Here is a 24943-nt window from a genome sequence, read left to right as displayed (position 1 = left end):
CGCGCGATCCGTCAAGCTTGCGAAATTGCGACCATCCTGAGATGGGGCTCGATCTCTCGCTCACTCAGGCTTGCGGTCGGTGGCGCAAGGGGGAGGGGGGCCTAAAAGTCTGTGCGATCAGGCCGGCCGGACCGGTTAGGGTGCTTCGCACGGAAAGAAACAGAAGCTCAATACAGAAAGCCATCTGTGTGCCATGGCAAGCGACAGCAATTAGCCCTACCTGACAGGTAGGGCTAGATTTAGCTAAGCCGAACGCCATCCCCTAGCTGTAGTCATTTAGCTATCCGACGCGGATGATCTGTGCGGATACGGACATGCCGCGCCGGCAGACTACGGTCGCCATTTGACCCTAGTTGGACATCAACCTGGAGTGCACCGTGGCGCGAACGTTAACCCCTTCGCGGCGGAACGAAGAGACGTTGACAGCGTTGTCGGATGAGTCATTCAGGCAGTTGGTACGGTAAGCTCCTCTAAGCGATCGTGTATGGTCAACTCCGGTGCAATGACGCTATCCAGAATTGGAAGCATTATGTCTTCCGAACCGAGGCTGGTCTCTCCTACCGCCTCCGACGCCTCCCTAAATCGTCAGGACGAGCTTCCGTATCGTCGCCGCCAACAGGCTCTCCTTCGCGAATTTGGAACGGCGGCGTTACAGACGCGTGATTTCCGGCACATTCTTCAGCAGGCCTCCGAACTGAGTGCCCGCGGTCTGGGATGCTCATATGCCAAAGTTCTGGAGTATCTCCCCGATGAAAAGCGTCTGATCGTGCGCGCGGGCATTGGCTGGCCCGCGGGCACGGTCGACCATGTATCGCTAGGCGCGGATATCGAATCTCCCGCCGGCTTTGCTTTTCAAACTGGGCAGTCAGTCATTTCAAATCATCTGCATCAAGAGACGCGTTTTCGAACGCCAAAACTTTTGGCCGAGCATGGCATCAAACGCGCGATCAATGTGCTTATCAGGCGGGGTGGCGAAGGCGATACTCCCTTCGGTGTCCTCGAAGCGGACAGTCCCGATCCCGGACAGTTCGATGACGCCGATGCGGATTTTTTGGCAGGTTTTGCCGGCCTTCTCGGCATTGCGATTGAACGTCAACACGCAGACGCCAAGCTTCAGCAAGCCCTCGATCATGAGGGGCTACTGACGCGTGAGATGAGTCATCGCGTCAAAAACAGCCTCTCCTCCGTCGTGGGCCTTCTGCGTGTCCAGGCACGCGTTTCCGAGTCCGTTGACGTGAAGAACGCTTTGGAAAATGCAGCCATGCGTGTCGCGTCCATCGCAGAAGTTCATGATCATCTGTGGCGGGGCAGCAAGGTTGGATTTGTCGATCTATCAGACTTTGTCGGTCATCTTTGCCAAAATCTTCAGAGTTCCGCACCGGAACATACGGTTCAGTGTCACTCTGAACCTATTATCATATCCGCCGACAAGGCGATTCCGTTGGGGTTGCTCGTCAACGAGTTGGTCACGAACGCTGTCAAGTACGCCTATGTCGATTTACCAGGTGTGATCCGGGTCGAGGCCCGGGAAATCGACGGCCATCTGCTTGTTGAGATTTCCGACGAGGGCGCAGGGCTACCCGAAGGATTTGACGTCAACCAGCCGCGCAACAGTCTTGGCTTTCGTGTCATCAACGGCTTGGTCAAGCAGTTGATGGGCGAGTTGAGAATCTCTAAAAACATTCCAAGGGGAGCGTTATTCACAATCAAATTTCCCCTCGATCCGCCCTAAACGAACGCTTGATGCGCAAGTTGAAGTCGACATACCGGGCGCCGGAAAACAGCGCTAATTTTATGAGTTAACTTTATATGCTTTCTAGCGCTTCACCGATCCGCATTCTTGTTGTCGAAGATGAAATAGTCATTCGTATGGACGTGGTCGAGATGCTCGACGCGGCCGGGTTCGACATTCTTGAGGCTGCCAACGCGGACGAGGCCATTCAGATGCTCGAACGCAATTCCGATATTCGGCTGGTATTTACCGATATCGATATGCCGGGTTCAATAGATGGTTTAAAATTGGCGGCGACGGTCAGAGACCGATGGCCACCGATTAGGATCATCGCGACTTCGGGGCATTTCAAAGTACGAGCCGGGGACCTTCCGGCCGACGCCCGGTTTATTGCCAAGCCTTACCAAGCCGCGCAAATTATCAGCGCTGTTCGTGAACTTACTAGCGTGAGATGACGGATGCATCGAATTGGCGCCACAAATAGTGGGATGAAGCCTACCCGTACTTTCTAGCTAGAAGAATGCCAGTCCGTTTCTGGCAAATAGCGTCGTTTCGTTGCTATGCAGCAATGCGTCGGCTATCGGGGGATAGCGGACTCGGGCGTTGCGTCAGGCTGGCAGATTTCTGGTTCACGGCCTAGGCTCAGGACCCATTAATTTTCTTGCCGACGGACAGATTGGTTGATTCACTGGTGATGCTGGGAGGCGTCGCCATGACTGATTTGTTTCTGCTGACCGCGGCGCAGATGCGCCGTATCAAACCTTATTTTCCATTGTCGCATGGAATTGCGAGGGTTGATGACCGGCGGGTGATCAGCGGGATCGTCTTCGTCATCAGAAACGGACTTCGCTGGCGTGATGCACCGCGTGAGTATGGCCCCCATAAGACGATCTATAATCGGTTTGTGCGCTGGAGCCGTCTCGGCGTCTTCAACAAAATCTTCGCGGAATTAGCGCGCAAGGCTGGCAAGCCAGCCCGCCTGATGATCGATGCGACCCATCTGAAAGCGCACCGCACCGCCGCAAGCCTTTTAAAAAAGGGCCTGTTCTCCGACGTATCGGCCGCACGAAAGGCGGATTGAACTCGAAGCTGCATGCCGTCTGCGATGGTCAGGGACGGCCGGTCATCATGCTGCTCAGTGAGGGCCAGATGAGCGATTACAAAGGTGCGGCCTTGATAATCGATGCACTGCCGCCGGCCAGGGAGTTGCTCGGCGACAAAGGGTACGATGCCGACTGGTTGCGACAGGCTCTTGCCGAGCGCGGCATCAAAGCCTGCATTCCGTCCAGATCAAATCGCAAAACGCCGATCGAGCATGATCGTGTACTCTATCGCCAGCGCCACAAGATCGAGAACATGTTCGGCAGGCTCAAGGACTGGCGACGTATCCACACCCGTTACGACCGATGCGCTCACACATTCATGTCCGCCATCTGCATCGCTGCCACCGTCATCTTTTGGCTCTGATCAATGAGTCCTGACCCTAGTTGACGGAATTAGCCGTCATAATGAATTAGCGTGCGGCCCGGCGACTTGAGCTGCATTAGGAATGCTAGGGGCTCTTGGTGTCCGCTCGGGGATGAGGGGGGGTGGTAAAACTCACGGGGTTAGGGGCATCGGACCGGTTAGGGCGGTCCACACGCAAAAAGTTGTTTTTTTAATTAGAAAAGCCCACTTCTCAGGCGGGATATGAAACCGAGCCTTCAGAGGAATTAATACAGAAAGCCACCTCGCGTTTCGGGTACGCCGTCGACCACGGACAGCTTCTGACGCAAAGCCGCCATTCTATTATCCACGGGGAAAGAGCGCCGTGAAGGTCGTGCCGTGCTTCTCTGATGAGGCTACCTTGATCGTTCCGCCATGAGCGATGACGATCTCGTTCGTAATATATAAACCCAAACCCAAATTGTTCGACTGTAAGTGCGCGTCTTCACCTTCGCCGCTTCGAACCAGCGCGTCGAAGATTCTCGCAACTGCGCCCGGGGAAATGGGAACGCCGTCGTTGTGAATCGAAACGGTGACATCGGTCGTCTCGCCGTTGACGCTGACGCTGATGGGAAGATCCTTGAAGCCGTATTGCACGGCGTTGCCGAGTAGGTTCGAAAGGACCTGCCCGATGCGCGGCCTGTCCCAGTTTCCGTTGGTGTCGCCCGACACATCGACCGTGAATGTGCGCTCCGGATGAGCGGCACGCATCTCATCGACGAGTTGCCGCGCGACAAAGGCCATATCCATCTGAGCCCGGATGACCCGCAGGCCGGATCCTATGCGGGCTCTTGTGAGGTCCAGAAGTTGGTCAAGGATCTCGATTGCGCGGATTGAACTCAAAGAAATTTGAGATATCAGCATTCTCTGACGTTCGCTGAGCGCCCCAATTCGCCCGATCAGCTCCGCCGACATCGTCATGGCACCTATCGGATTGCGAAGATCGTGGCCAAGGATCCCAAGGAAGAGACTACGGGAGCGCTCGACCTTAAGGGAGTAATAGCTGATGGACTCCGTCAACTCCTGGTCGATGGCCTCATTAAACCGCGTCAAATCTACGATATCCTGCCGCGTAGTCTCCGTTGCCTGTGCCCCCCACAGCTTTATGACGCTCGCACGCAGTGCGCGATACTCGGAGACCATCTGATCCATGTTGAATCCGCCCGCCTGTCTAAGCGCGGCGTGAACTTCGGCTACGCTTTCGGTGGAATGCTTTGCGTTCATGCCTTGCGATTTGCTCACCTGCTCCGCATCCGTCTGCAGGCTATCAATGTCGTCGGCGATGAATTGAAGGATGTATTCGATGTGGTTGCGCAGTGAAAGCGGGCTCGCCGCTTCCGGCGACGGGGCCAATGTCCCAGCAAATGCTTCCCATTCGGCGATGATGGGCGCGGAGTTTTCCCGGATGAAGGTCGACATGCGCATGATCAGCTTTCAAATATGTCGCAGGAGGGTAGGAAATCACGACCGTCTACCGGTCAGACTGGGCGGACTGGTGTCATGCGACCGCCGACGATCGCACGCGAGCCGCCATTGGGGGGGGAGCGCCCGTGGGAGCCGAATATCGGCCGAGCGTAGCGGATTGGTCGATCAGCGACTGGTAGCACTCGCAGGACAGCGCCTCCAACCTGGATCGATCGAGGATTTTGATCACGCCGCGCGAGAACGAGATGGTGCCGTCCTTCTGAAGTTGGTTGGGCTGGGAGCCGAAAAACGGGCCGATTACGGTCATGGAGCTCTCCTGAAAAGGCGGGAGCGCTACCGAACTCTCTGTCACCGTTAACAGCCTGGGGCGGACGGCGATGCTGTAACAACACCCCAGATTCAGTCCGGTTCCGTACGGTGCCCCGGTAACGGTGGGATGGTGGGCTCGGCAAGGTGGTCGATCGACCATGCCGTCAGATCGTAAATTCCTCGATATATGACGATTATTCGGCGCAAATCCGCTCACTCGTCAGACATCGAAGGCGCCGTTCTGATCGGCTTTCACGTTTTGAATCCGGAAAAAGTCGGGAAGCCGACATGCGGCTAAAAGCAGCCCACTTCATCGAAGAATTTGATAGTTCGCTAAAAGCGACTGTGCTGCAGCGATTTTTGCAGTTCCTATAGATCCAGTGCTAGGCCCTTGGTGCCGCCTGCGGATTAGTTTCAAGTATATGTTGTCCTCCGGACCGAATAAGCGGGAACGTTAGATACAGCCGTTACTTTATCGTTGGATCGGATTTGCAAAGTAAGCGAACTTTCTTCGCTTCAGCTTCCTTCACCAAAAGCATTCGACGTCGAAGCCGAGCACGTTGCCGCCGGACGCTTGAATTCGATCAAAATTCACCCCTACGCTCATGGAGCAACAAATGACGGACACTCGAAACGTCTCGCAGGCGACCGTGCCTGGCGAGAAGACATCCGAAGGATTCGGCCGGCGTCGTTTTCTCGCCTGGTCGGGTACGGCACTCCTGGGCGCCGTCGCGCTCAGCGGCAAGCTACCGGGCTTCAGCATCGAGCAGGCCTTGGCACAGACCCCGGGCGGCGCCGCGATGGCGAAGGCCGTCGATCTCGGCGAAGGCGACGTCGGCATCCTGAACTATGCCTACGCGCTCGAGCAGCTCGAGGCGGCGTTCTACACCCAGGTCACCAAGACGCCCTACGCCAACATGTCGTCGGCAGATACGGCGATCCTGACCGGGATCAGAGACCATGAGATCGCTCATCGCGATTTCTTCAAGGCCGCACTGAAGAAGAACGCCATCCCGGCTCTGGACGTCGACTTTACTAAGATCGACTTCAACAGCCGCGACAGCGTGCTGACCACCGCCAGGACCTTCGAGGACCTTGGCGTTGCCGCGTACAACGGCGCCGGCCAGTTGCTGGAGAAGGGCGAATATCTGCTCCTCGCCGGCAAGATCGTTTCCGTCGAGGCGCGTCACGCCACCGCGATCCGCTACCTGATAGGCATGAAGGGCAACGTCAGCGCCTCCAGCGGCTCGGGCACCACCGTCGGCTCGAACACGGGCGGCGGCAACGCCTTCGATGATGCCGATGTCGTCAACGAGAAGGGCCTGGACCGCGCGCAGAAGCCGGCCGAAGTCCTCGCGACCGCCGGTCCTTTCGTGAAGACCCCCATCACCGCCGACGATATCGGCTGAGGAGCAGAAACATGACAAACGAAAACACCATTCTCGCCGACATCGATCCGGAAATCGCCGCTCGCGTGTCTCAGCCCGACTCGTTCAAAAACGCCGCGCTGAAACTCGGCGTACTGGCCACGGCACCTCTGGTTATCGCCGCCGCATCGACGGCTGCGTTCGGACAGGGTGCGCAGTTGCCCAGGAAGATCGCTGAGGTCCTGAACTTCGCCCTCACGCTCGAATACCTCGAGGACGAATTCTATCGGACCGCGCTCGCCAGCGACAAGCTGATCCCGTCCGAAACGCGTGCGACCTTCGAAACCATCGGCAAGCACGAAGCCGCGCACGTCGAGGTCCTGAAGGCCGCATTGGGAAGCCACGCGGTCAAGAAGCCGACCTTTGACTTCACCGCAAAGGGTGCGTTCGGCGACGTCTTCTCCAACTACAAGACGTTCCTGGCAGTCTCCCAGGCGCTCGAAGATACCGGCGTCCGGGCTTACAAGGGCCAGGCCGCCAACCTGAAGAGCTCAGACGAAATCCTGACGGTCGCGCTGCAGATCCACTCGGTCGAAGCGCGACATGCGGCGCAGGTCCGTCTCATCCGCGGACAGCCGGCTTGGATCGTTAGCAACTCCCGCGGCGACCTCCCCGAGGCCACGCAGGCGGTCTACGACGGCGAAGCCGACTTCATGCAGGGCGGCGCAGACATCAAGGATCTCGGCGGGCTTTCCGCTGATTCGCTGTCCGGTGCGTTCGATGAGCCCCTGAGCAAGGGCAAGGTCCTCGCGATCGCCAAGCTGTTCATCAAGGCCGCGTAAGTCGTCCCCCGCGTTGGCCGAGATGAAACTGGGGTGGCGGGCGCTTGTCCGCCACCCTTCCTCTATATGCGAAGGAACGCTCCGATGGGCTCAATGAGCATCGTGCACTGGATGATCGTCGTCGGCGTCGTCGTGCTTCTGTTCGGCAAAGGTAAGATCTCCGGCCTGATGGGAGACGTGGCCCAGGGAATGAAATCGTTCAGGAAAGGACTTCAGGAGGATGACCCGGCTGAGACGCCGTCGCACAAGACCCAGGCCAGTCGTTCTGAGAATTCACCGCCTGTCGCGAAATCCTGAAAAGTCGCAATCTCCCGCCGACGACAGAGGCGCGAGGAGCGGAGCGCGGACCTACAGTAAGAAACGTTTTGGTAGACTTGATAATTTAATGATCGAGTTATTTTATAACGAATGATGTGCGAACGGCGGTGATTGCGTGAGACGACGATCTAGTTTTAAATGTGTTGGGCAGCAGGTTGTTGAACATAAGGCGCCAACCGCATCGGGCCGATTAGTGTGGTCTGCTCGCGAAAAGTTTGATTCTTTCAATTCTAAAAGCACACTTGCCATGTGCGACGCCGAACGGCGCGCGCGCAAGCGATGCAAGCGATGCAGGCGCAAGGCCAGAAGGCCCCAATTGCGCAGATCGCCATCGGCCGCGCGTCCGCCGACGAGCCGCTCCGCGTCACCCTGGTCGTGCTGCCGGACCTGTCATTTCCGCAGCGCGCAGGCGACCGGCGACAATACCGGTTCGGCACTCGATCTGCCATGGCGGCGCTGCCTGCCAGGCGGCTGCTTCGCCGATGCCTTGGCCGCGGACGATGTGCTGAAGCGCTGGCGCGGCCTCACCGAACCGGGCCGCATCGTGTTGAAGAGTGCGTCGGGTCGCGAGGTGGCGCTTCCGCTGTCGTTCCGCGGCCTCGCTCCCGCCCTCGACGCCCTTGCGAAAGAGCGGGCGTGGGCTGCGTCGGCGCTCACGATTCGAAAAAAAACCTCGAATGAACAATGGAGGGCGCCAACGCTCCATTGCAGTGTCCTGAAGCTCCTTGGCCAGCAATAACGTTGAGATTGTGCCGTTGAGTGACGAGGTGTCTTCATTCTGAAACGCCCGCTAACCTATTGATGCGACTAGGGGCGGATGCCCTGCTTTATTCAGAATATGCGATGAAATCGCCCAAGGTCCGGGCGAATTCTGATTCCTCAATTCGGAGGTTCGATCCCAGTCCGTCGTGAGGCAATTTGAGACTGATCAGGCGTTTCGAGAAGACAGGCTCTGGTTCATTAGCGTTAGAGTTCAAGCGGCCTGCAGTGCGTGCTGCAAGCGACGGTTTGCGATGGTGGCGAGTTTAATGCATCTGCGTGCTGCGAGGATCTTCTGTGCTCTGCCGAAGTAAACGTCGGCAGGTGTGACGTTTTCGATGCTCTCATGATAGCGGACGTGATTGTAGTGCTCGACAAAGGCTCCAATCTGTCGGTCGAGATCTCCCGGAAAATAACAATTTTCCAGTAGAATGCGGTTCTTCAGGGTCTGGTGCCAACGCTCGATGTTGCCTTGGGTTTGCGTGTGATACGGTGCGCCTCGCACGGGCTGTATGCCCTTGTCTTCGAGCCAGTCGGCCAGAGCTTGGTCTAGCGTGGCCGTGATATCTTAAGCGCACATAGTGGGGCCGAGCCGCAACGACAAGATGTAGCGCGAGAAGTCGTCCAACACCGTCGACAGATAATACCATCCCCAGCCTGTGATCTTGAGGTAGGTGAAGTCCGTATGCCAGAGCTGGTTGATGGCGGTGGTCTTGTCCTTGAACTCGTTCGCCGCCTTGATCACCACATAACCCGGGCTGGTGGCATGTCATGCGCCTTTAATAGCCTATAGACTGTCGCCTCCGAGACGAAGTACGTTTTCTCGTCGGTGAACCGCACGGCCACCTCCCGCGGCGACAGCTCGGGAGCTTTCAGTGCCAGATCGATGATCTGCCCGCGGACGTCGTCCGGAATGCGATTCCAGACGCGATCCGGTCGGGAGCGATGGTCGGCCAGCGCCTCAGGCCCGCCACCCCGATAGCGATCATACCATCGGTAAAAGGCCGCGCGTGGAATGCCGATCTTGTCCAGCGTGCGTTTGGCGGGCAGATGCGATTGCTCCACCAGCTCGATAAATTCCGCCTTATCGGATGCGGCCACCACCTCGTTCAATGCGGTGGCTTCGCGACGAAAATGCTTCACCTCGTCAGGTGTTGTGGCTCGAGCAGTGTCACCGGCCAATCGTCGCTTGCCGGCCTCAAGGAACTCCTTGGACCAGTCCTAATACATCGAGGCAGCAATGCCCTCTCGACGGCAAAGCTCGAAGATGTTCTCCTCACCACGCAGTGCCTCCAGCACGAAGCGGGTTCTCCCCTCGGTCGAATAACGCCGACGCGTCTGACGTCGGTTCTCCCTTGAGCACTTGTTCTGCGGGCGTTTTGCCAGGTCTGGACTTCTGTTTCATCTTCGCTCCTTACGACTACGATGAACCAGAATTTCTCGCTCCGTGAAGTCCCTGAATTTGTATCAGGCGTGCTGACGGGGAACACTTCGACGCGAACCGCTAGATTTATATCATCGCCCGGCTACCGGGCCGCGCATCGACATGTCGGCCCTAGATAATTTTTCGATCAAATCGACCCTCTTGAGCCCGAACGCCATCGTAGCAGTTATATCGCTGCGGCACCGGCGACATTCGAGCCCACCAGATCAGCGATAATAATGGCAAGCGGAGAGTCTTTGGCCACCGCCGATCCGCGGACGGAACGCTCGCAGCGAAGCTACGGCTGGTCAGGTCGAGAGCCGTTTCATTCACAACAAAAAACCCGTATTGCCGCGTCTAGGCGACTTTTCCCGCGATGTACTGACCATCGTCTTGTACGCCCAGAAACTTGGGCGTATCGCTGCCGCCGATCCTTGAGTGTTGGCTGGCCAACGCGAGGTCGATGGCCGCGACTGTCATCGGACGACTGAGGTGATACCCTTGCACGAAGGTGCAGCCCATCGCCGCGAGAATGCAGAGTTCTTCTTCTCCCTCGACGCCTTCTGCGACGATATCGAGTTCCAGCGCGTGCGCGAGACTGATGATGTTGTGCACTATCGCCATGGTGCGCGGCCGGCTTAGCATGTTGCGAACGAAGATTTGGTCGATCTTGACGGTGTCGATCTCGTAGCGATCAAGATAACTCAACGACGAATAGCCGGTGCCGAAGTCGTCCAATCCGACGCGCACGCCCAGAGCGCGGATCGCACCCAGCACCTGCTCCATCTGCTCGGGATGACGGAGGAAAATTGCCTCGGTGACTTCGATTTCGACCATCCTCGGAATGATCCCGGTTTCGGCCAGCGCCGCCCGCAGATGAGGGATGAAGCGCGGATCTTCCAACTCGCGACCGGACGAGTTGATGCTGAGCCGCAAAGTCAGGCCGGGATATCGCGAGCGCCATGCCCGTATCTGGCGGCAGGCCTCGTTCAACACCCAGCGGCCGATGTCGCAGATCAGTCCGGTTTGCTCGGCGGCGCCGATAAACTGCATCGGAGACACCAGCCCTCGCACCGGGTGCCGCCAGCGAACCAACGCTTCCAGCCCAACGACATCCGTCGTTCCCGCGTGGCAGATCGGCTGGTAGTCGAGATAGAATTCATTGCGCGCCAACGCGTTCTGTAGATCGGTTTGCAGCTTTAGCGCTTCGACAGCGCTGTCGTGCATAAATCCCGCGAAGACCGCGACGCCCCCCTTGTCATTGCGTTTCGCCTCATACATCGCGATGTCGGCATCGCGCAACAACTCTTCCGGCGCCGAGTAGGCTTCGGTCACCTGCACCACGCCGATTGTGCAGGAGGAAAACACTTCCTGATTGCCGATCCACATCGGCTTCCGCATCGTCTCGATGATCTGCCGCGCCAAGTTGGTGGCGCAGTCCGCGCTTTGCCGACTTTCGATCAGAACCCCGAACTCGTCACCGCCGATCCGCGCCAGGATGTCCGTTGGACGCAGGCAGGCTTCCATCCGGCGCGAAGCTTCCATGAGCAGCAGGTCGCCTGCGCGGTGCCCCAGGCTGTCATTGACCATTTTGAAGCGATCGAGATCGATGAACAGCACGGCGTAAGGCGTGCCTGTATTGTCCTTCATACGGCGCAGCGATTCGCCGAGCCGTTCCATGAAGTAGGGGCGGTTGCGTAATTTGGTCAGATCATCGTGGAACGCTGCGTACAGCAACTGGTTTTCAACTCGCTTGCGTTCCTGTATTTCAGCACCGAGCGCTTCGTTGGCGGTCTCGGCAAGCCGCGCTCGCACCGTCGCCTCTTCGGCATTCTTGCGATCGCTGACGTCGCGCTGAACCGAGATCCAGTGGGTAAACCAGCCACGCTCGTCCGCCACCGGAGCGATGCTGAGCTCGACCCAGAATTCAACGCCATCCTTGGTGGTATTGAGCAGTTCGACCTCGACCGGCTGCCAGGCTGCCAGCGCGGCTCGAAGCCTAGCCAGCGCCGTCTTGTCGGTGCGCTCGGATTGCAGTATGCGCGGGGTTTTGCCCAGCACCTCGGCCTCCGTGTAACCAGTCGTTTTGGTGAAGGCGGCATTGCAGTAAACGATGCGCGGCCCAGGAAGTGAAACCGGCTCTGCCTCCGTGATCAGAACGGAATCGTTCGCGCTAACGACGACGGATTCCAATAACCGTAGCCGCTCCATTTTTGAGCGATGCGCTACAAGCGAGCCGCTGTCGAACATACGCCACGCATCGAGTTCAAGGACCGTGCAAACCTGCGAAGCGTGTGTACGCAGCACATAGCTAGTGGCGCCGCTCAAGCCTGCGCGCGGTGCCACGTCGGCGACGACCAACACGCCAAACATCTTGCCTTCGGAGTTGATGATCGGCATCGCCGCCGCGAATCGAATCTCTGGGTTCTTCACGCCGAACACGCGATTGCATGCCGGCAACAGACCGCGTTCGTCGTTCCGATCGTTGATGATGAGCAGATTGTCGCGATACTTGTCGGCTGCGACCGACAAGAGACGGTCAGCGGCGCTAACGTCGATGTTCCCGTCCAGGCCAAAGCAGGATACGGCCTTGAAGCCGGTCTCTTCCTTCAGATACACCACGGCGATAGGTGAAGCGGCTGCATGCGCCGCGCTCCTTCCCAGCCGCAACAACTGCTCGGCAACGTCTTGTCCGCGCTTCGCGTTCCCCGAAATTTCGGTGTCCAATTCGTGGGGGCGGAGTGTCGTCATTGGGAAACCCTCTTTGTCGGACCCATGAGATCCGAAGCGTAACTAGCCACCACTATAGGAAAATCATTAAGAAAGCAGAGATGCCGCACCGACATCGACTCTTCTTGAAGCAAGCGGCGATTTGCTGTGACTGACCCGGTCCGACGCTTCGGGATTTGTCGAAGAGGATTAGAGTCGTCGTTACCGCAGGGATCAAGTGGACGCAGGTCACAAAACGTTGCGCTTATCAGCCCCGCGCAATTTGAGAAGCAACGCGCTCGGCAGACGGTCAATCCAGCGGCCTGAACCTGTCCGCCCCGAGGGACCCACTCCACAGGCTCTGATCTGAGGCCGCCAAACTGGACCACTTATGGCTAGAGTTTTCCGCTAGACTTCGCGGGCTGGAAGGAGCGGAGAACAATGAAGGCATCGAAGTTTTCGGAGGCCCAGAAGTCGTTCATTTTGAAGCAAGGCGCTGATGGCATGCCGGTGGCGGACATCTGCCGGAAGGCGGGGATCAGGGCGGCGACCTATTTCAACTGGAAGAAGAAATACGACGGCTTGCTGCCGACCGAGATGCGGCGGTTGAAGCAACTCGAGGACGAGAACGCCAAGCTGAAGCGGATTGTGGCCGACCTTTCGCTGGACAAGGAGATGCTGCAGGACGTCATCCGCCGAAAAATTTGAGGCCTGTTCGTCAGCGCAAGCTCGTCGACGGGATCTGTGGTGAATGGGGCATCTCGATCCGGCGCGCCTGCCGGGTATTCGAGGTCGACACCTCAACCTATCACTACAAATCGCGGCGACCCGAACAGGCCAGTCTCGAGGCGAGAATCCGAGAGATCTGCCAGACCCGGGTACGCTTCGGCTACCGGCGTGTTCATGTGCTGCTGCGGCGTGAGGGATGGCAACTCGGCCAGAACAAGACACGGCGCATCTATCGCGAATTAGGCCTGCAATTGCGCAACAAAACGCCGAAACGACGGATCAAGGCCAAGCTGCGGGACGATCGCAAAGCTGCCACCCAGCCGAACGAAACCTGGGCGATGGATTTTGTTCATGATCAGCTGGCCACCGGCAATAAAATTCGTGTGCTGACGATCGTCGATCTTTTCTCGCGCTATGTGCCGGCCCTTGATCCGCGCTTCAGTTACCGGGCCGAGAACGTCGTTCAGAAGCTGCAGGAAATCTGCTCAGTGGCCGGCTATCCAAAGACCATCCGTTGCGACCAGGGCTCGGAGTTTATCTCCCGTGACCTCGATCTGTGGGCCTACGTCAATGGCGTCACGCTGGACTTCAGCCGGCCTGGCAAGCCGACCGACAACGCGTTCATCGAAGCCTTCAACGGGCGCTTCCGCGCAGAGTGTCTGAACACTCATTGGTTCCTTACCCTTGACGACGCCCGGACAAAATTGGAGGATTGGCGCAGATACTACAACGAAGAACGCCCCCATGGGGCAATCGGGCAGAAGACCCCGATTTCGTTGCTCAATCGTGACGGCGCAACCAGCCCGCCATCATGACAAAGCCGGAAAACTCTAATTGCCGGTGGTCCAAACTTCGGTCTCAGAGCAACATACGCGAGACTCTAATCGCTACTGGATGAACGTTCAGGGGCAGGTCACTCAGCCTTTTAGGGCCTTCGAAAATTCCAGTAATTAATTACGCCAACGGCGTTCGGAGCAGCACCTATCGCGCGAAAATGCTGTGGCACTCGTGTGAGTGTGAAGCCGTGCTGGTCTCCGCTCCGCTTAGAGCAACCGCGACCATGGCAACGACGACGATAAGTGCCCGGGATGTTTTCAACCATCCCCTAGGCCAATCGCGGAGAAAGAACGTCCAGTTCGCACCGCCAATCAAAATGGCGACCACAGCTGCGACGGCTACAGCCATCCACACACCATGAAGCTGCCAAACATAGGCAGCCGGCGGTGCGACCAAAAGCCGAGTCGGAAAGTAAAGAATCTATCCGCTCGCGGATGACGACCACGGCCGGAAGCCGTGTCGACCCGGATGTTGGGAACGGGAATAGCGAATCGCACCCGCGACCCGTTCGTGTCGCGGTACAAGGTCAGAAGCGAGAAGGAAAGCAGGCGGGATCAGCCCGCGCGCACCGTGTTCAGGAATTTGCTGACTTCGGCTTTCAAGCGGCTGCTGTCGCTGGACAGCGACTGTGCCGCCGAAAGCACCTGCGATGAGGCGGAACGGGTTTCGCTGGCCCCGCGCTGCACATCGGAAATGTTGGAACTGACCTGCTGCGTCCCTTGCGCCGCCTGCTGCACGTTGCGGGAGATTTCCTGGGTTGCGGCGCCCTGTTCCTCGACGGCCGAGGCGATGGTCGAGGCGATCTCCGACATCCGCCCGATCGTGGCGCCAATTTCCTTGATGGCGTTAACGGATTCCCCGGTCGCAGCCTGCATGCCGGTGATCTGCAGACCGATCTCGCCGGTCGCCTTGGCTGTCTGTTCCGCCAGCGCCTTTACTTCGCTGGCAACAACCGCGAAGCCGCGACCGGCTTCCCCCGCACGTGCGGCTTCGATGGTGGCGTTTAGGGCCAGCAGATTAGTTTGCCCCGCAATGCTGTTGATGAGTTCAACGACATCACCGATGCGGTTCGCGGCAAGCGCCAGCTGGGAAATCCGGTCGTTGGTGCGTCCCGCCTGCGTCACTGCCTCGCTGGCAATGCGCGCCGAATCCTGGACCTGCCGGCTGATCTCATTGACGGAGGACGCCATCTCTTCAGTGGCGGACGCAACCGACTGCACATTGGTCGATGCTTCCTCGGAGGCGGCGGCCACCATGCTGGTGAGTTCCTGCGCTCGCTGCGATGTCGCAGTAAGCGTGCTGGCCGACGCTTCCAGCTGGGTCGATGCCGAGGAGACGGTCCCGATGATCTCACCGACCGCGCCCTCGAAATCGTCAGCGAGCTTGATCATGTCGCGCTTGCGCTGATCGGCGGCCGCCGTATCCTGACTGAGCTTGGCAGCGGCTTCAATGCATGCCTTCTCCTCCGCCTTGACCTTAAACTTATCGACAGCCACGGCGAAATCGCCGATTTCGTCCTTTCGGCCGAAGCCGGGGAGGATAACGGCGAAGTTGCCATCGGCCAGTTCCTGCATCGCGCTGCTCAGCCGGCGCATGGGCCGGGCAATCAGGAATATGGACATCACAGCGGTCACGATCAGGATAAGGCAGGCCAGCAGGCCGACGCCGAACGACGTTGTCACGACGGAAGCTGCTTCGGCGGCGGATTCGGTGGCCAGCTCCTCAACCCGCTTTACGGAAATGGCCGTCATGGCATTGGCGGCCTCTTCCAGCGCGGAGAACATTGGGATGGTGACGTCACGGCGGAAGCGAATGATTTCGTCGTCCTGCTTCGCGATTTTCTCGGCGCTCGCCGCCAACGTCTCGCCGTTCGCGCCACGCTTGGCCTCTAAGGCAAGAACCTGTCGCTTCATTTCAGCAACGACGTCCTTAGACTTGGTGTAAGCTACGAGGTCTTCGCTGATTTTCACCACGAGTGACTGATTCTCGGTCGAAAGCGCGTTCTTTCGCATGAATTCATTATACTTGGTGGCAGATGCATGCCGCGCCACGAAGTACTCGTTGGCTTTTTCGATGGCGTCGACCGAGCGCGCTAGGTGGATATCGCGAAACACGATTGCCATGCCGCGGACCGAAGCCTTAAGCTCGGCAGCGGCCTGCGCCACCTTCTCCTGTGTGATGGCGCGAGCAAAACTTTTCTGAATGCTGGCGAGTCCGGTCACCTCTACATAAATCAGCGTGGCGATGAGACCCAGGCCAACCGCCGAAGCGATCGATAGTTTGGTGCCTATGCGAATATCGTTCAAGAAACGGATCATAATATTCCTTGGTCAGGCTGATGAAGCCGTTAAACCTAGTAATTCGTATTCCTAATAATTCGTAGCACGCCATAGATTAATAATATATTTTTGAGATGCTGGGGTGTCTCGGACTTGCAGATCCACCGATGCAGGCAACTGGTTGCCGCAGCAGAAGACTGGTCGCTCCCGCAATAGAAGTGCTCGGTGATCAGTATGTCGCAGCAGATGGTAGCGTGATTTTATCTTGTTCGCCTCTGACACACCGACGCGTGACTTATATGCCTAAAGAGGGGCGTTCAACAGCGCTCATCCCGCCACTTTAGCCGTGACAACCTGCATCCGTCTTTCATTTTTAGAATCGCGCCCGCCCACCCTTTGATTTCCATTGATTGTTTTCAAGGCGGGGTGGCCTAGCTTCAGTGTCGGGCTGGGCAGGCGACATCGCCAAATTTCACTAGCGTCGGTCTGGAAGGCGGTACAGCACGCAGCCTCCGTCAAGGGGCTCAGCAACGAAGGCGGGGGGGTATGTCCGTCGTCAGGCAATTTGAGACTGATCAGGCGTTTCGAAAAGAGAGGCTCTGGCTCATCAGGGTTATAGTTTAAGCGGCCTGCAGTCGGTGCTGCAAGCGCCGGTGTAAAAGCCGGAGCAATACTGCCTCACTGAAGCGGCCGATTTGATTGGCTGCGCCGGAGTAAAACTGCGGCAGTTAGAGTCCTTTGTCAGGAACGGCAGGGGACGGGGGATGAAGACAGTGGAGCTTTACGCGCGGGTCCGGCACGCCGTTCTGATCGAGGGGATCAGCGAGCGCGCTGCGGCAGACCGGTTCGGCATCAACGCCAGGACGGTCTCGAAGATGCTGAAGTTCTCGGTGCCGCCCGGGTACGTGCGCAGGAAGCCGCCGTTGCGGCCTAAGCTCGACGAGTTCAGCGGTGTTATTGATGCGATTCTGGCGACCGACAAGGACCGGCCGAAGAAGCAGCGGCATACCTCGAAGCGGATCTTCGAGCGGCTCCGCGACGAGCACGGGTTTACGGGCAAGACCACGATCGTGAAGGACTACGTTGCCGGCTGGCGGCAGCGGACGCAGGAGATGTTCGTGCCGCTTGCGCATCCGCCGGGGCATGCCCAGGCCGACTTCGGCGAAGCGATCGGCGTCATCGGCGGCGTCGAGTGCAAGATCCACTTCTTCGCGATGGACTTGCCGCACTCCGACGCGATCTTCGTGGTGGGCTATCCGGCGGAGACGACGGAAGCGTTCTGCGACGGGCACGTGCGAGCATTCGCGTTCTTCGACGGGGTGCCGCAGTCGATCCTCTATGACAACACCAGGATCGCGGTTGCCCGCATTCTCGGCGATGGCAAGCGTCAGCGCACGCGCGTGTTCAGCGAGCTGCAATCGCATTACCTGTTCACGGATCGGTTTGGCCGCCCTGGCAAGGGTAACGACAAGGGCAAGGTCGAGGGGCTTGTGGGGTATGCGCGGCGGAACTTCCTGGTGCCGATCCCCGTGTTCGCTGACTTCGAGGCCTTGAACGGGCATCTTCTGGAGGGGTGCCGGAGGCGCCTTGCGGAACGGCTGCGCGGCCATGACGGCACGATTGGCGAGCGGCTGCAGCACGATCTCGCCGCGTTCCAGAAGCCGCTGCCGGCACCCTACGACGCTTGCGACAAGAAGCCGGGCAGCGTCAACTCGCTCTCGCTGGTGCGCTATCGGCTGAATGACTACTCGGTGCCGACGGCCTATGGGCACCAGAAGGTTCTGGTCCGTGGCTACGTGCACGAGGTCATCATCGCCTGCGGAGCCGAGGTGATTGCGCGCCATCCCCGCTCCTACGCGCGCGAGGACTTCGTGTTCAATCCGCTGCATTACCTGGCGCTCATCGAGCAGAAAACCAATGCGCTCGACCAGGCAGCCCCGCTCGCCGATTGGAAGTTGCCCGAGGAGTTCGCGACGTTGCGCCGCCTGCTTGAGGCCCGTATGGGCAGGTCCGGCAAGCGCGAGTTTGTGCAGGTGCTGCGGCTGATCGAGGTGTTCAAGGTCGACGACGTGGCCGCCGCTGTGCGCGACGCTATCGCGCGCGGTGCGGTCGGCTTCGATGCCGTGAAGCATCTGGTGCTGTGCCGTATCGAGCGGCGTCCGCCACGCCTCGACATGACGATCTATCCGTATCTGCCCAAAGCGACGGTCGCGACAACATCGGCGCGGTCGTACATGGATCTGTTGGCCGGAGTGGCGACATGACCGACACACCGCAGATCCTGCTCGCCCACCATCTGAAGGCGTTGAAGCTGCCGACGTTCCTGCGAGAGTACGACAAGGTCGCCCGGCTGTGTGCGGCTGAAGGCGTCGACCATCCGCGTTACCTGATGCGGCTGGCCGAGATGGAGATGATTGATCGCGAGCGACGTATGGTGGAGCGCCGGATCAAGGTGGCGCGGTTCCCGACCGTTAAAAGCCTCGACAGCTTCGACTTCCTGGCGTTGCCATCGCTAAACAAGATGTTGGTGCTGGAACTGGCGCGCTCCGACTACGTCGAGCGGCGCGAAAACATCATTGCTGTCGGCAACAGCGGCACGGGCAAGAGCCACATCGCGCTCGGGCTCGGCTTGGCGGCCTGCCAGAAGGGTCTATCGGTTGGCTTCATCACGGCGTCGGCTCTGGTCCACGAACTGCTCGAAGCGCGCGACGAAAAACGGCTACTGCGTCTTCAGCGTCAGCTCGCCGGCTACAAGCTGCTGATCATCGACGAACTCGGCTATGTACCACTCTCTGTGACCGGGGCCGAGCTGCTGTTCGAGGTCTTCAGCCAGCGCTACGAGCGAGGCAGCACGTTGGTCACGAGCAATCTGCCGTTCGACGAGTGGACGTCCGTGTTCGGCTCCGAGCGGCTCACCGGCGCGCTCCTCGACCGCCTCACGCATCACGTCCATATCCTCGAAATGAACGGCGATAGCTTCAGGCTCGCCGACTCCAGACGCCGGTCACGCCGAGCGCGGTCAGAACCGCCGTCGGACGCGGCCCCTCAGGAATGAAACGCGACAAGCAAGAAGGCCCCCGATCGGGGGCCTTCTTGCTTGCGTCCGTGCTGCACTTTTACTCCGGCCAGCCGCTGTAAAATCTCTCCGGCGTTGACATGGTATTGAAACCAGCGGCTTGACCGACCGCCGTGACGCGGTGGTGTCACGGCGACGCTCGCCTCTGTGAGGCATTAAAGAACGGCCACGTGCCACATCGCAAATCGTGGCCTGAAGCCTGCACGAGCGAACATCCTCGACGGTGCCTTCTTGTTTTACTCGGCTAAGCCATTTCTCGACTTCAGCAGCCAGCTCTGCCTCGGCTTGTACCATGCGGGGGTAGCTGATCGGCTTCTGTTTGGAGGCGTTCGCCCGCAATTTGGTGCCGCCCACCGCAACATAGCCAAGGTCGACCAGACCCGCCCCGGGACCTGCACGAACAGCCCGGCCAGCTGTCGGGTGACGCCAGCGGAATTCGCTGAAGGTGCGGAAGTCTGCTTATATTCTATTTCATTCACCCAATGGGGGCATCGCCATTGTAACGGGGGTTGCGCGTTGCTCGTACGGCGTTTTCGTCCGCTCGGAAGTTTGAGGAAACGACATCATAGCTAACCGTGTAAAGAAAATCTTCAAACCCAAATTTGGCTTCAGGCTCGGCGGCGTCTCGCTCGGAACGAATTCAACAAGCATACCGACAGGGAGGCCGAAACTACCCTAGAAGCTGCGTGGGACATCGGCGTGCGATATTTCGATGTCGCGCTCTGGTATGGGTTTGGCCTTTCGGAGCGGCGCTTCGGTCACTTTCTGCACAACAAGAACCGCAACGACTATCTGCTATCCTCAAAAGTGGGAAAGCTGGGATCGGCTGCCGCTTGCGCCGCTCTTCGATCGGCGTCCACCCTTGTGTTGATGGCGAAGGTTTTCGCGTCCGCCCGGAAGTCCATTCCGCGATAGTCTGTTCCGAATCCGATGGCTTCGTTCTCTCTCAAAACGAAATCGCAGACTTGAAAAACGGCAGGCTACTTAGTTACCGCCTGCAGTCTAAGCTCATTGTCTACCCACCGCGTGGGAACAAAAGATCAGACCGGCAGGTTCTCATTAGTGGAGCATTTTCATACCGGTCTTGAGATGCCAATATTCAAATATTTTGTGTTCGTCGGTGGTTTTTTAATCGCTGCACTGCTTGTCGTGACACCTTATCTGCCGACGGAAGTGCGCCAGAGCAAAAGCGGCGGTGAGCCGGTCCAGATCAATATCAAGTCGAACCGGAAGTGGCCGGAAAAAATCGTCTACGATACAAGCTTGCCGACGATGCGCCCCCCGCCGCCGGCGGACGTGATCGACGAAGCGCCATCATTGCCTCTCGTGGATACGCCGATTTACCAGCCAAATGACGCAATGGCAGAAGTGACGCCGACCACTCCTGCGATCGAAAAGCACAAGGCGAAAGTTGCAGCCGCTTCGAAAAAAGTGCGGGTGGCGAAGAAAAGCCTTAAAGAGAAAATTGCTCAGCATCGGCCTCCGGAGAGCGACTTCTTTTTCGACTGGTAATCTCACGACTGACTTGCTCAACTGGCCTCAACCATCGTTCCGCCCGCTGTTGTTGCCCTGCACCGCGGTAGATGGAGGCGTGAGGAATGCATCGAAACGCTCCTTGACGATCGCGTAGCATTCGCAGGACGCTTTCTCGAGACCGGGCCGGTCTACGATCCGGATCGTCCCTCTTCGATAGCTGATCAGGCCGGCCGATTGCATGGATAGCGCCGCGAGCGCCACCGACTTCCGGTTGGCCCCCCAGGATATGGGAGAGGAATTCGTGCGTATACTGATTCATTCGATGGTGAATCGGTAGAGGTAGGGATGCGTGGGGCGTTTGAGGATCAGGACGGGCTGTTTTCATATATCTCGTCGGATGCGCGGGTGCCGCAGAATCATCCGCTGAGGAAAATCGGGGCGCTGGTCCGTGATGTGCTGGGCGAGATGAACCGTAGCTTTTCCAGCCTCTATTCGAAAAAAGGGCGTCCCTCGATCCCGCCGGAGAAATTTCTCAGCGCGTTGCTATTGCAGGTGTTCCATGGCATCCGCTCGGAAAGATAGCTGATGGAGCAACTGGACTACAACCTGTTGTATCGCTGGTCTGTCGGGCTGTCGCCAGACGACCGAGTCTAGAACCCGGCCACCTTCACGAAGAACCTTAAGCGACTGCAGAACGGCGACGTGTTCACGAAGTTCATGACCAGGCTGCTGAACCTTGCCGAGGTGAAGGCGCTGTTGTCGGACGAGCATTTCTCGGTGGACGGCACGCTGATCGAAGCCTGGGCTTCCCACAAGAGCTTCCGCCCCAAGGACGGCAGCGATGGCGACGATGGCACCAACTTTCATGGCCAGACCTACAAAAACGATACCCATGCCTTCACCAGCGATCCCGATAGCCGGCTGTACCGCAAGGCCGCCGGCCGCGAGGCCCGGCTCTGCTACATGGGCCATGCCACCATGGAGAACCTTAACGGGCTGGCGGTCGCCGGCATGGTGACTCATGCCAGCGGCACCGCCGAGCGCCGCGCCGCGGAGAAGATGCTCAAGGCCAGGGCCAAACAGGCCGGCCGCCGCATCACCGCCGGCGCGGACAAGGCCTATGACACCGCCGATCATGTCGCCAATATGCGCGCCATCGAGGTGACACCGCATGTGACCCAGAACAATGCGATCGGCAAGACCGGCCGCAGCCGCCGCAGCGCCATCGATGAGCGAACTACCCGCCACCCCGGCTACGGCATGTGGCAGACACGCCGTGCGATGATCGAATGCATCTTCGGATGGGGCAAACAACACGGCACGATGCGCAAGACCAAGCATCGCGGTATCGGCGCCGTCGCCGCCGACTTCATGCTCAACTTGATTGCCTACAACCTGCTCCGCATTCCAAAACTGCTCGCCGCATAGCGAAGTCGCCGCCCGGGCGACCACGCACGACGCCAATCAGCCAACTACACCACCATGAAGCCTATCGATTGTACGAAAAAATAGTTAAATTTCTCGATTTTTCAGCAGACTGCTAACGAATTTATTGATCCAATTGACTATAGCGCTTGAATTAATCGATAAATCCGAATGTGTGAGATGATGTGTTCCGTTGATGCTCAGGTCGTTATTGACGCGTTGCCATGATCAAGATTGAAAAACCGATGTTAAACCGCGAGGTCGAGGGGCGGTGTGGTCTGGATGATCCGGCGCAGCTTGCCGAGCGAATCGGGCGTCTTCAATCGCTCTACATGACGGCGCTCAACAATTACGTCGAAGGGCTTCGCGCTGCGTTCGGTGACGTGCCGAACTTCAATTGGAATTCATTCGAGTGTTGCCATTGTCGGAGCGATGGGACCACCTGGCTCTCAGATTATTACCGCAATTGGCGATTTGGTGAATACTTGTGCGCGGCTGGAGAGCTTATCGAAGCAATACGGCCTCCCAGTCGTTATATCGAAGGACGCCGCCGATCGCGGGGGCTCGACGTTGACGGGTTGACATTGCACGAAGCCCCAGTCGGGGGGCGTGCGGCGTCGGTGTAATTCTATGCACTCGATCTGAAAAGCGCAGTGTAAGCGGTATAATGTCATCTTGGCGTCGACTTAGAGCCGCCGCCACGCCGTATCGCAATCTGCGACGAACTGGCCATAAAATTGGTTTCGTGGCAATTTTTTGTCGATTTCCGGCAGCTCAGGAGAGTTTGCTGCAGGACGCGCATATCGCGGCTGGCATGCCCATGCGTCGGCGATTGCTGACATGCGATAAAATGACAAGGCCGCGGAATAATCTAGGAAATCCGGCGTTTGTTTGATGACGCATATGCGTTTGCATTTCTCATCAGGAGTACCGCTGCATGTCCAGGACATTCGCCGCCATCGCGGCGGTGACGTTATTGTTTGCTGCATCTTCCGCATCGGCGCAGATGCTGAAGACCGCCGATACCGCCAAAGGCAAGACCTTTGTCGATGCCAAAGGCATGACTCTGTACACGCTCGACAAAGACGCCGGTGGCAAGTCGATGTGCAATGGCCCGTGCGCCGAAAGCTGGCCCGCGCTGATCGCCGCTGACGATGCCAAGCCAACGGCCGACATGACGATCGTAGTGCGTGACGACGGTAAGAAGATGTGGGCCTATAAGGGCAAGCCCCTCTACACGTTCAAAAAGGACATGGCCGCCGGCGACATCAACGGCGACGGCTTCCTGAACGGTGCCTGGCACATGGCCACGCCGTAGGCGCATTCTCCTCCTTTCCCTCCCCCTGCGATCTTTCGTGGTGGGAGGGAAACTGAGACAAAGAAATGTTCCTGCCTAACCGTATTAAAAATCCCGACGGATGAGGTTGGTTTGTTCGCTGCCTATTTCGACGGAACACAATCCAATGCCATGCCGAAGCTCCGACTTGCAGTCGATGCAGTTCTAATTGGCAATGGATGCGGCCCCAGTTGGCGCTGGTCGCTGCGATATCGACATCACACTACGCTACGGCCTTGTCTAACCTAGTGCGGCCTGATGGCCACATAGCCTTTCAGAAAACCTGCCGACGGGCTAAAGTCTCCTCGAGCGTTCTGTAAGCGGATGTTTGGTCCGGTTGCCGCATAACGAATTTTTTGTCAAAATTGTTGGCCCCGAATTGCTGGATGCGTAATTGTTCGGCAGGGCGCTGCTGCCGCAATGCGGCCTATCGAGGGCGTTCCGATAGCTGGATCTGAGAGTGAATAGCGAAGTGTCATAGATCGCGCCACATCGGCGGGCGGCTATGTTGCCAAGAATTGGACGGCGACATTCTATAACATATCAATATGGAGCGGCGAATCGGAGAGCTTGCAGAAGGGCTCGGGCGTCTGAGACCGGAATAGGCGATTGGGCGCTATACTGGCTGCCAGGAGGCCCGCTCGCTCCGCTTGCAGGGTCGGCCCCGGTATTGGTCGGAACGGGGCCTTACCGGCGGCGGAGGCTGAGGAGCCGCCCCCCGCGCGCCTTCAAAGGGCTATCAGCTGCACGCCGCGCGGCGGGGGGGGCTGCCCCGAGGGGGCGCGCGCATCGTGCCTTGACCGACGGCGGGCGTCGTGGCCGCCGAGATGAGAACCGTACCTCCGAAAAGGGGGACGAGGTGGGTACTACCCGCCAAGCCGAATAGCGGTGCTCCTTGGTGAACGCTGGTCTACCGCCTAGCACCCTGGTCTACGCGGAGAAGGTTCGACCCCAGTTCCTCTCCCTCCGCCACTGCTGCTGGGCTTCCAATGCCACTTCCTAGCCAAAGCTCCAAAAAGCCCAATCAAATCAACCTGCCATGGCAGTGGTGCCGTACGGGAGAAGTGCCGATTTCGGAGATTTGTGGCCGGAGACGGCGTTTTTCTCCAAAGCTTAGTACTGCGGCGATTTAGTACGGTTTCCAAAGGCAGCCATTTAAGGTGTTTGAAGCTGCGGTCTCGCTGACGGTTCGAATCCCTGTCGGACATGGGACAACGACCGAACCCAGTTGGCATAGGTGCGTGCTGCGCCGCCACGACCGAAGGGTGCCAGGATCGGCGCCGGTGCTTGATCTCAACCTCAGGTCGCGGGAGAGTGTGCTTTTCTAGGGTGAGTAATAATGAAACGGGTTTTCATCAGCTTTAGACCAATGATAATATCGGCCGCCTCCCTTGAACGCTCGGTGAAGCACTAGCA

Annotated in this window: 18 protein-coding genes and 3 pseudogenes; 16 read left to right on the top strand and 5 right to left on the bottom strand. The window is 58.4% G+C overall.

All coding sequences use genetic code 11. The features are described from left to right. Positions 1 to 529: 529 nt before the first annotated feature. The 3 genes from FIU28_RS25465 to FIU28_RS25455 all read left to right on the top strand — a co-directional run bounded on the left by FIU28_RS25465 (position 530) and on the right by FIU28_RS25455 (position 3199). Positions 530 to 1732 carry a sensor histidine kinase gene (locus tag FIU28_RS25465; protein WP_143575842.1) on the top strand — a complete coding sequence of 401 codons (1203 nt, stop codon included), beginning with the start codon at positions 530 to 532 and terminating at the stop codon, positions 1730 to 1732. A gap of 77 nt (positions 1733 to 1809) precedes the next feature. After that, a complete protein-coding gene (locus tag FIU28_RS25460; RefSeq protein ID WP_143575841.1) occupies positions 1810 to 2187 on the top strand; it encodes a response regulator in 378 nt (125 codons plus the stop codon). A gap of 257 nt (positions 2188 to 2444) precedes the next feature. Next, positions 2445 to 3199, top strand: a protein-coding gene (locus tag FIU28_RS25455; protein WP_143575840.1) for an IS5 family transposase whose coding sequence is annotated in 2 segments (ribosomal slippage) — positions 2445 to 2778 and positions 2778 to 3199 — 756 coding nt in all. Because the reading frame shifts where the segments join, the coding sequence is not laid out codon by codon here. 321 nt (positions 3200 to 3520) lie between these two features. Here the strand turns inward: FIU28_RS25455 and FIU28_RS25450 are convergent. Both FIU28_RS25450 and FIU28_RS26735 read right to left on the bottom strand, forming a co-directional pair. Next, positions 3521 to 4636 (bottom strand): sensor histidine kinase, encoded by a 1116-nt coding sequence (locus tag FIU28_RS25450; protein WP_246660811.1) that lies wholly within the window; start codon positions 4634 to 4636, stop codon positions 3521 to 3523. 79 nt (positions 4637 to 4715) lie between these two features. Further along, positions 4716 to 4949, bottom strand: a complete 234-nt coding sequence (locus tag FIU28_RS26735; RefSeq protein WP_210247746.1) for a winged helix-turn-helix domain-containing protein — start codon at positions 4947 to 4949, stop codon at positions 4716 to 4718. A 619-nt stretch (positions 4950 to 5568) separates the two neighbouring features. On the opposite strand from FIU28_RS26735, the gene FIU28_RS25440 reads away from it, so the two are divergent. The 4 genes from FIU28_RS25440 (at position 5569) to FIU28_RS25425 (ending at position 8217) form a co-directional block, all read left to right on the top strand. Then, on the top strand, positions 5569 to 6360 hold the full coding sequence (locus FIU28_RS25440; RefSeq protein ID WP_143575838.1) for a ferritin-like domain-containing protein: 792 nt from the start codon (positions 5569 to 5571) through the stop codon (positions 6358 to 6360). A 65-nt stretch (positions 6361 to 6425) separates the two neighbouring features. Beyond that, on the top strand, positions 6426 to 7160 hold the full coding sequence (locus FIU28_RS25435; RefSeq protein WP_210247745.1) for a ferritin-like domain-containing protein: 735 nt from the start codon (positions 6426 to 6428) through the stop codon (positions 7158 to 7160). 84 nt (positions 7161 to 7244) lie between these two features. Next, a complete protein-coding gene (locus FIU28_RS25430) occupies positions 7245 to 7457 on the top strand; it encodes a twin-arginine translocase TatA/TatE family subunit (RefSeq protein WP_143575836.1) in 213 nt (70 codons plus the stop codon). A gap of 268 nt (positions 7458 to 7725) precedes the next feature. Then, entirely contained in the window at positions 7726 to 8217 is a 492-nt protein-coding gene (locus FIU28_RS25425) for an invasion associated locus B family protein (RefSeq protein WP_143575835.1), read from the top strand. Positions 8218 to 8451: 234 nt separating this feature from the next. Here the strand turns inward: FIU28_RS25425 and FIU28_RS25420 are convergent. Together FIU28_RS25420 and FIU28_RS25415 are read right to left on the bottom strand one after the other, a co-directional pair. Then, positions 8452 to 9642, bottom strand: a pseudogene (locus FIU28_RS25420) (helix-turn-helix domain-containing protein). A 375-nt stretch (positions 9643 to 10017) separates the two neighbouring features. After that, positions 10018 to 12411: an EAL domain-containing protein gene (locus FIU28_RS25415; RefSeq protein WP_210247744.1), complete on the bottom strand. Its 2394-nt coding sequence runs from the start codon at positions 12409 to 12411 to the stop codon at positions 10018 to 10020. A 399-nt stretch (positions 12412 to 12810) separates the two neighbouring features. Between FIU28_RS25415 and FIU28_RS27405 the strand changes: the two are divergent. Together FIU28_RS27405 and FIU28_RS25410 are read left to right on the top strand one after the other, a co-directional pair. Next, a pseudogene (locus FIU28_RS27405) lies at positions 12811 to 12960 on the top strand (transposase); the annotation flags it as partial. Next, positions 12891 to 13913, top strand: coding sequence for an IS3 family transposase (locus FIU28_RS25410; RefSeq protein ID WP_368039463.1), 1023 nt, complete (start codon positions 12891 to 12893; stop codon positions 13911 to 13913). The pseudogene FIU28_RS27405 and the gene FIU28_RS25410, both read left to right, overlap by 70 nt. A 576-nt stretch (positions 13914 to 14489) precedes the next feature. Here FIU28_RS25410 and FIU28_RS25405 read toward each other — a convergent pair. Beyond that, a complete protein-coding gene (locus tag FIU28_RS25405; RefSeq protein ID WP_143575833.1) occupies positions 14490 to 16253 on the bottom strand; it encodes a methyl-accepting chemotaxis protein in 1764 nt (587 codons plus the stop codon). A 725-nt stretch (positions 16254 to 16978) separates the two neighbouring features. Between FIU28_RS25405 and istA the strand changes: the two genes are divergently transcribed. From istA to FIU28_RS25365, 7 genes and pseudogenes are all read left to right on the top strand, one after another. After that, the gene (gene istA / locus FIU28_RS25400; protein ID WP_143571962.1) at positions 16979 to 18478 is read left to right on the top strand and encodes an IS21 family transposase; all 1500 of its coding nucleotides are present in this window, start codon (positions 16979 to 16981) and stop codon (positions 18476 to 18478) included. Next, entirely contained in the window at positions 18475 to 19269 is a 795-nt protein-coding gene (gene istB, locus FIU28_RS25395; protein WP_143571963.1) for an IS21-like element helper ATPase IstB, read from the top strand. The genes istA and istB overlap by 4 nt, the downstream gene beginning before the upstream one ends. Before the next feature lie 720 nt (positions 19270 to 19989). Continuing rightward, positions 19990 to 20205, top strand: coding sequence for a hypothetical protein (locus tag FIU28_RS27475; protein ID WP_441351258.1), 216 nt, complete (start codon positions 19990 to 19992; stop codon positions 20203 to 20205). A 147-nt stretch (positions 20206 to 20352) separates the two neighbouring features. Next, the gene (locus tag FIU28_RS25385; protein WP_143575832.1) at positions 20353 to 20802 is read left to right on the top strand and encodes a hypothetical protein; all 450 of its coding nucleotides are present in this window, start codon (positions 20353 to 20355) and stop codon (positions 20800 to 20802) included. A 309-nt stretch (positions 20803 to 21111) separates the two neighbouring features. Next, a pseudogene (locus FIU28_RS25375) lies at positions 21112 to 22194 on the top strand (IS5 family transposase). Between the two features lie 221 nt (positions 22195 to 22415). Next, on the top strand, positions 22416 to 22817 hold the full coding sequence (locus tag FIU28_RS25370) for a hypothetical protein (RefSeq protein WP_143575831.1): 402 nt from the start codon (positions 22416 to 22418) through the stop codon (positions 22815 to 22817). A 311-nt stretch (positions 22818 to 23128) separates the two neighbouring features. Continuing rightward, entirely contained in the window at positions 23129 to 23509 is a 381-nt protein-coding gene (locus tag FIU28_RS25365; protein ID WP_143575830.1) for a COG4315 family predicted lipoprotein, read from the top strand. Positions 23510 to 24943: the final 1434 nt, after the last annotated feature.

The sequence above is a fragment of the Tardiphaga sp. vice154 genome, assembly GCF_007018645.1.
GTDB lineage: Bacteria > Pseudomonadota > Alphaproteobacteria > Rhizobiales > Xanthobacteraceae > Tardiphaga.
Note: the sequence above shows the minus strand (reverse complement) of the source record. Positions and strands in the feature narration are given on the sequence as shown.

What these genes read in the sequence shown, in the direction of transcription:
- FIU28_RS25430 (WP_143575836.1), top strand. Translation starts at nt 7,245, where the DNA reads ATGGGCTCAATGAGCATCGTGCACTGGATGATCGTCGTCGGCGTCGTC.
- FIU28_RS25405 (WP_143575833.1), bottom strand. Translation starts at nt 16,253, where the DNA reads ATGATCCGTTTCTTGAACGATATTCGCATAGGCACCAAACTATCGATC.
- istA (WP_143571962.1), top strand. Translation starts at nt 16,979, where the DNA reads ATGAAGACAGTGGAGCTTTACGCGCGGGTCCGGCACGCCGTTCTGATC.
- FIU28_RS26735 (WP_210247746.1), bottom strand. Translation starts at nt 4,949, where the DNA reads ATGACCGTAATCGGCCCGTTTTTCGGCTCCCAGCCCAACCAACTTCAG.
- FIU28_RS25365 (WP_143575830.1), top strand. Translation starts at nt 23,129, where the DNA reads ATGTCCAGGACATTCGCCGCCATCGCGGCGGTGACGTTATTGTTTGCT.
- FIU28_RS25450 (WP_246660811.1), bottom strand. Translation starts at nt 4,636, where the DNA reads ATGTCGACCTTCATCCGGGAAAACTCCGCGCCCATCATCGCCGAATGG.
- istB (WP_143571963.1), top strand. Translation starts at nt 18,475, where the DNA reads ATGACCGACACACCGCAGATCCTGCTCGCCCACCATCTGAAGGCGTTG.
- FIU28_RS25465 (WP_143575842.1), top strand. Translation starts at nt 530, where the DNA reads ATGTCTTCCGAACCGAGGCTGGTCTCTCCTACCGCCTCCGACGCCTCC.
- FIU28_RS25370 (WP_143575831.1), top strand. Translation starts at nt 22,416, where the DNA reads ATGATCAAGATTGAAAAACCGATGTTAAACCGCGAGGTCGAGGGGCGG.
- FIU28_RS25425 (WP_143575835.1), top strand. Translation starts at nt 7,726, where the DNA reads ATGTGCGACGCCGAACGGCGCGCGCGCAAGCGATGCAAGCGATGCAGG.
- FIU28_RS25440 (WP_143575838.1), top strand. Translation starts at nt 5,569, where the DNA reads ATGACGGACACTCGAAACGTCTCGCAGGCGACCGTGCCTGGCGAGAAG.
- FIU28_RS25460 (WP_143575841.1), top strand. Translation starts at nt 1,810, where the DNA reads ATGCTTTCTAGCGCTTCACCGATCCGCATTCTTGTTGTCGAAGATGAA.
- FIU28_RS25415 (WP_210247744.1), bottom strand. Translation starts at nt 12,411, where the DNA reads ATGACGACACTCCGCCCCCACGAATTGGACACCGAAATTTCGGGGAAC.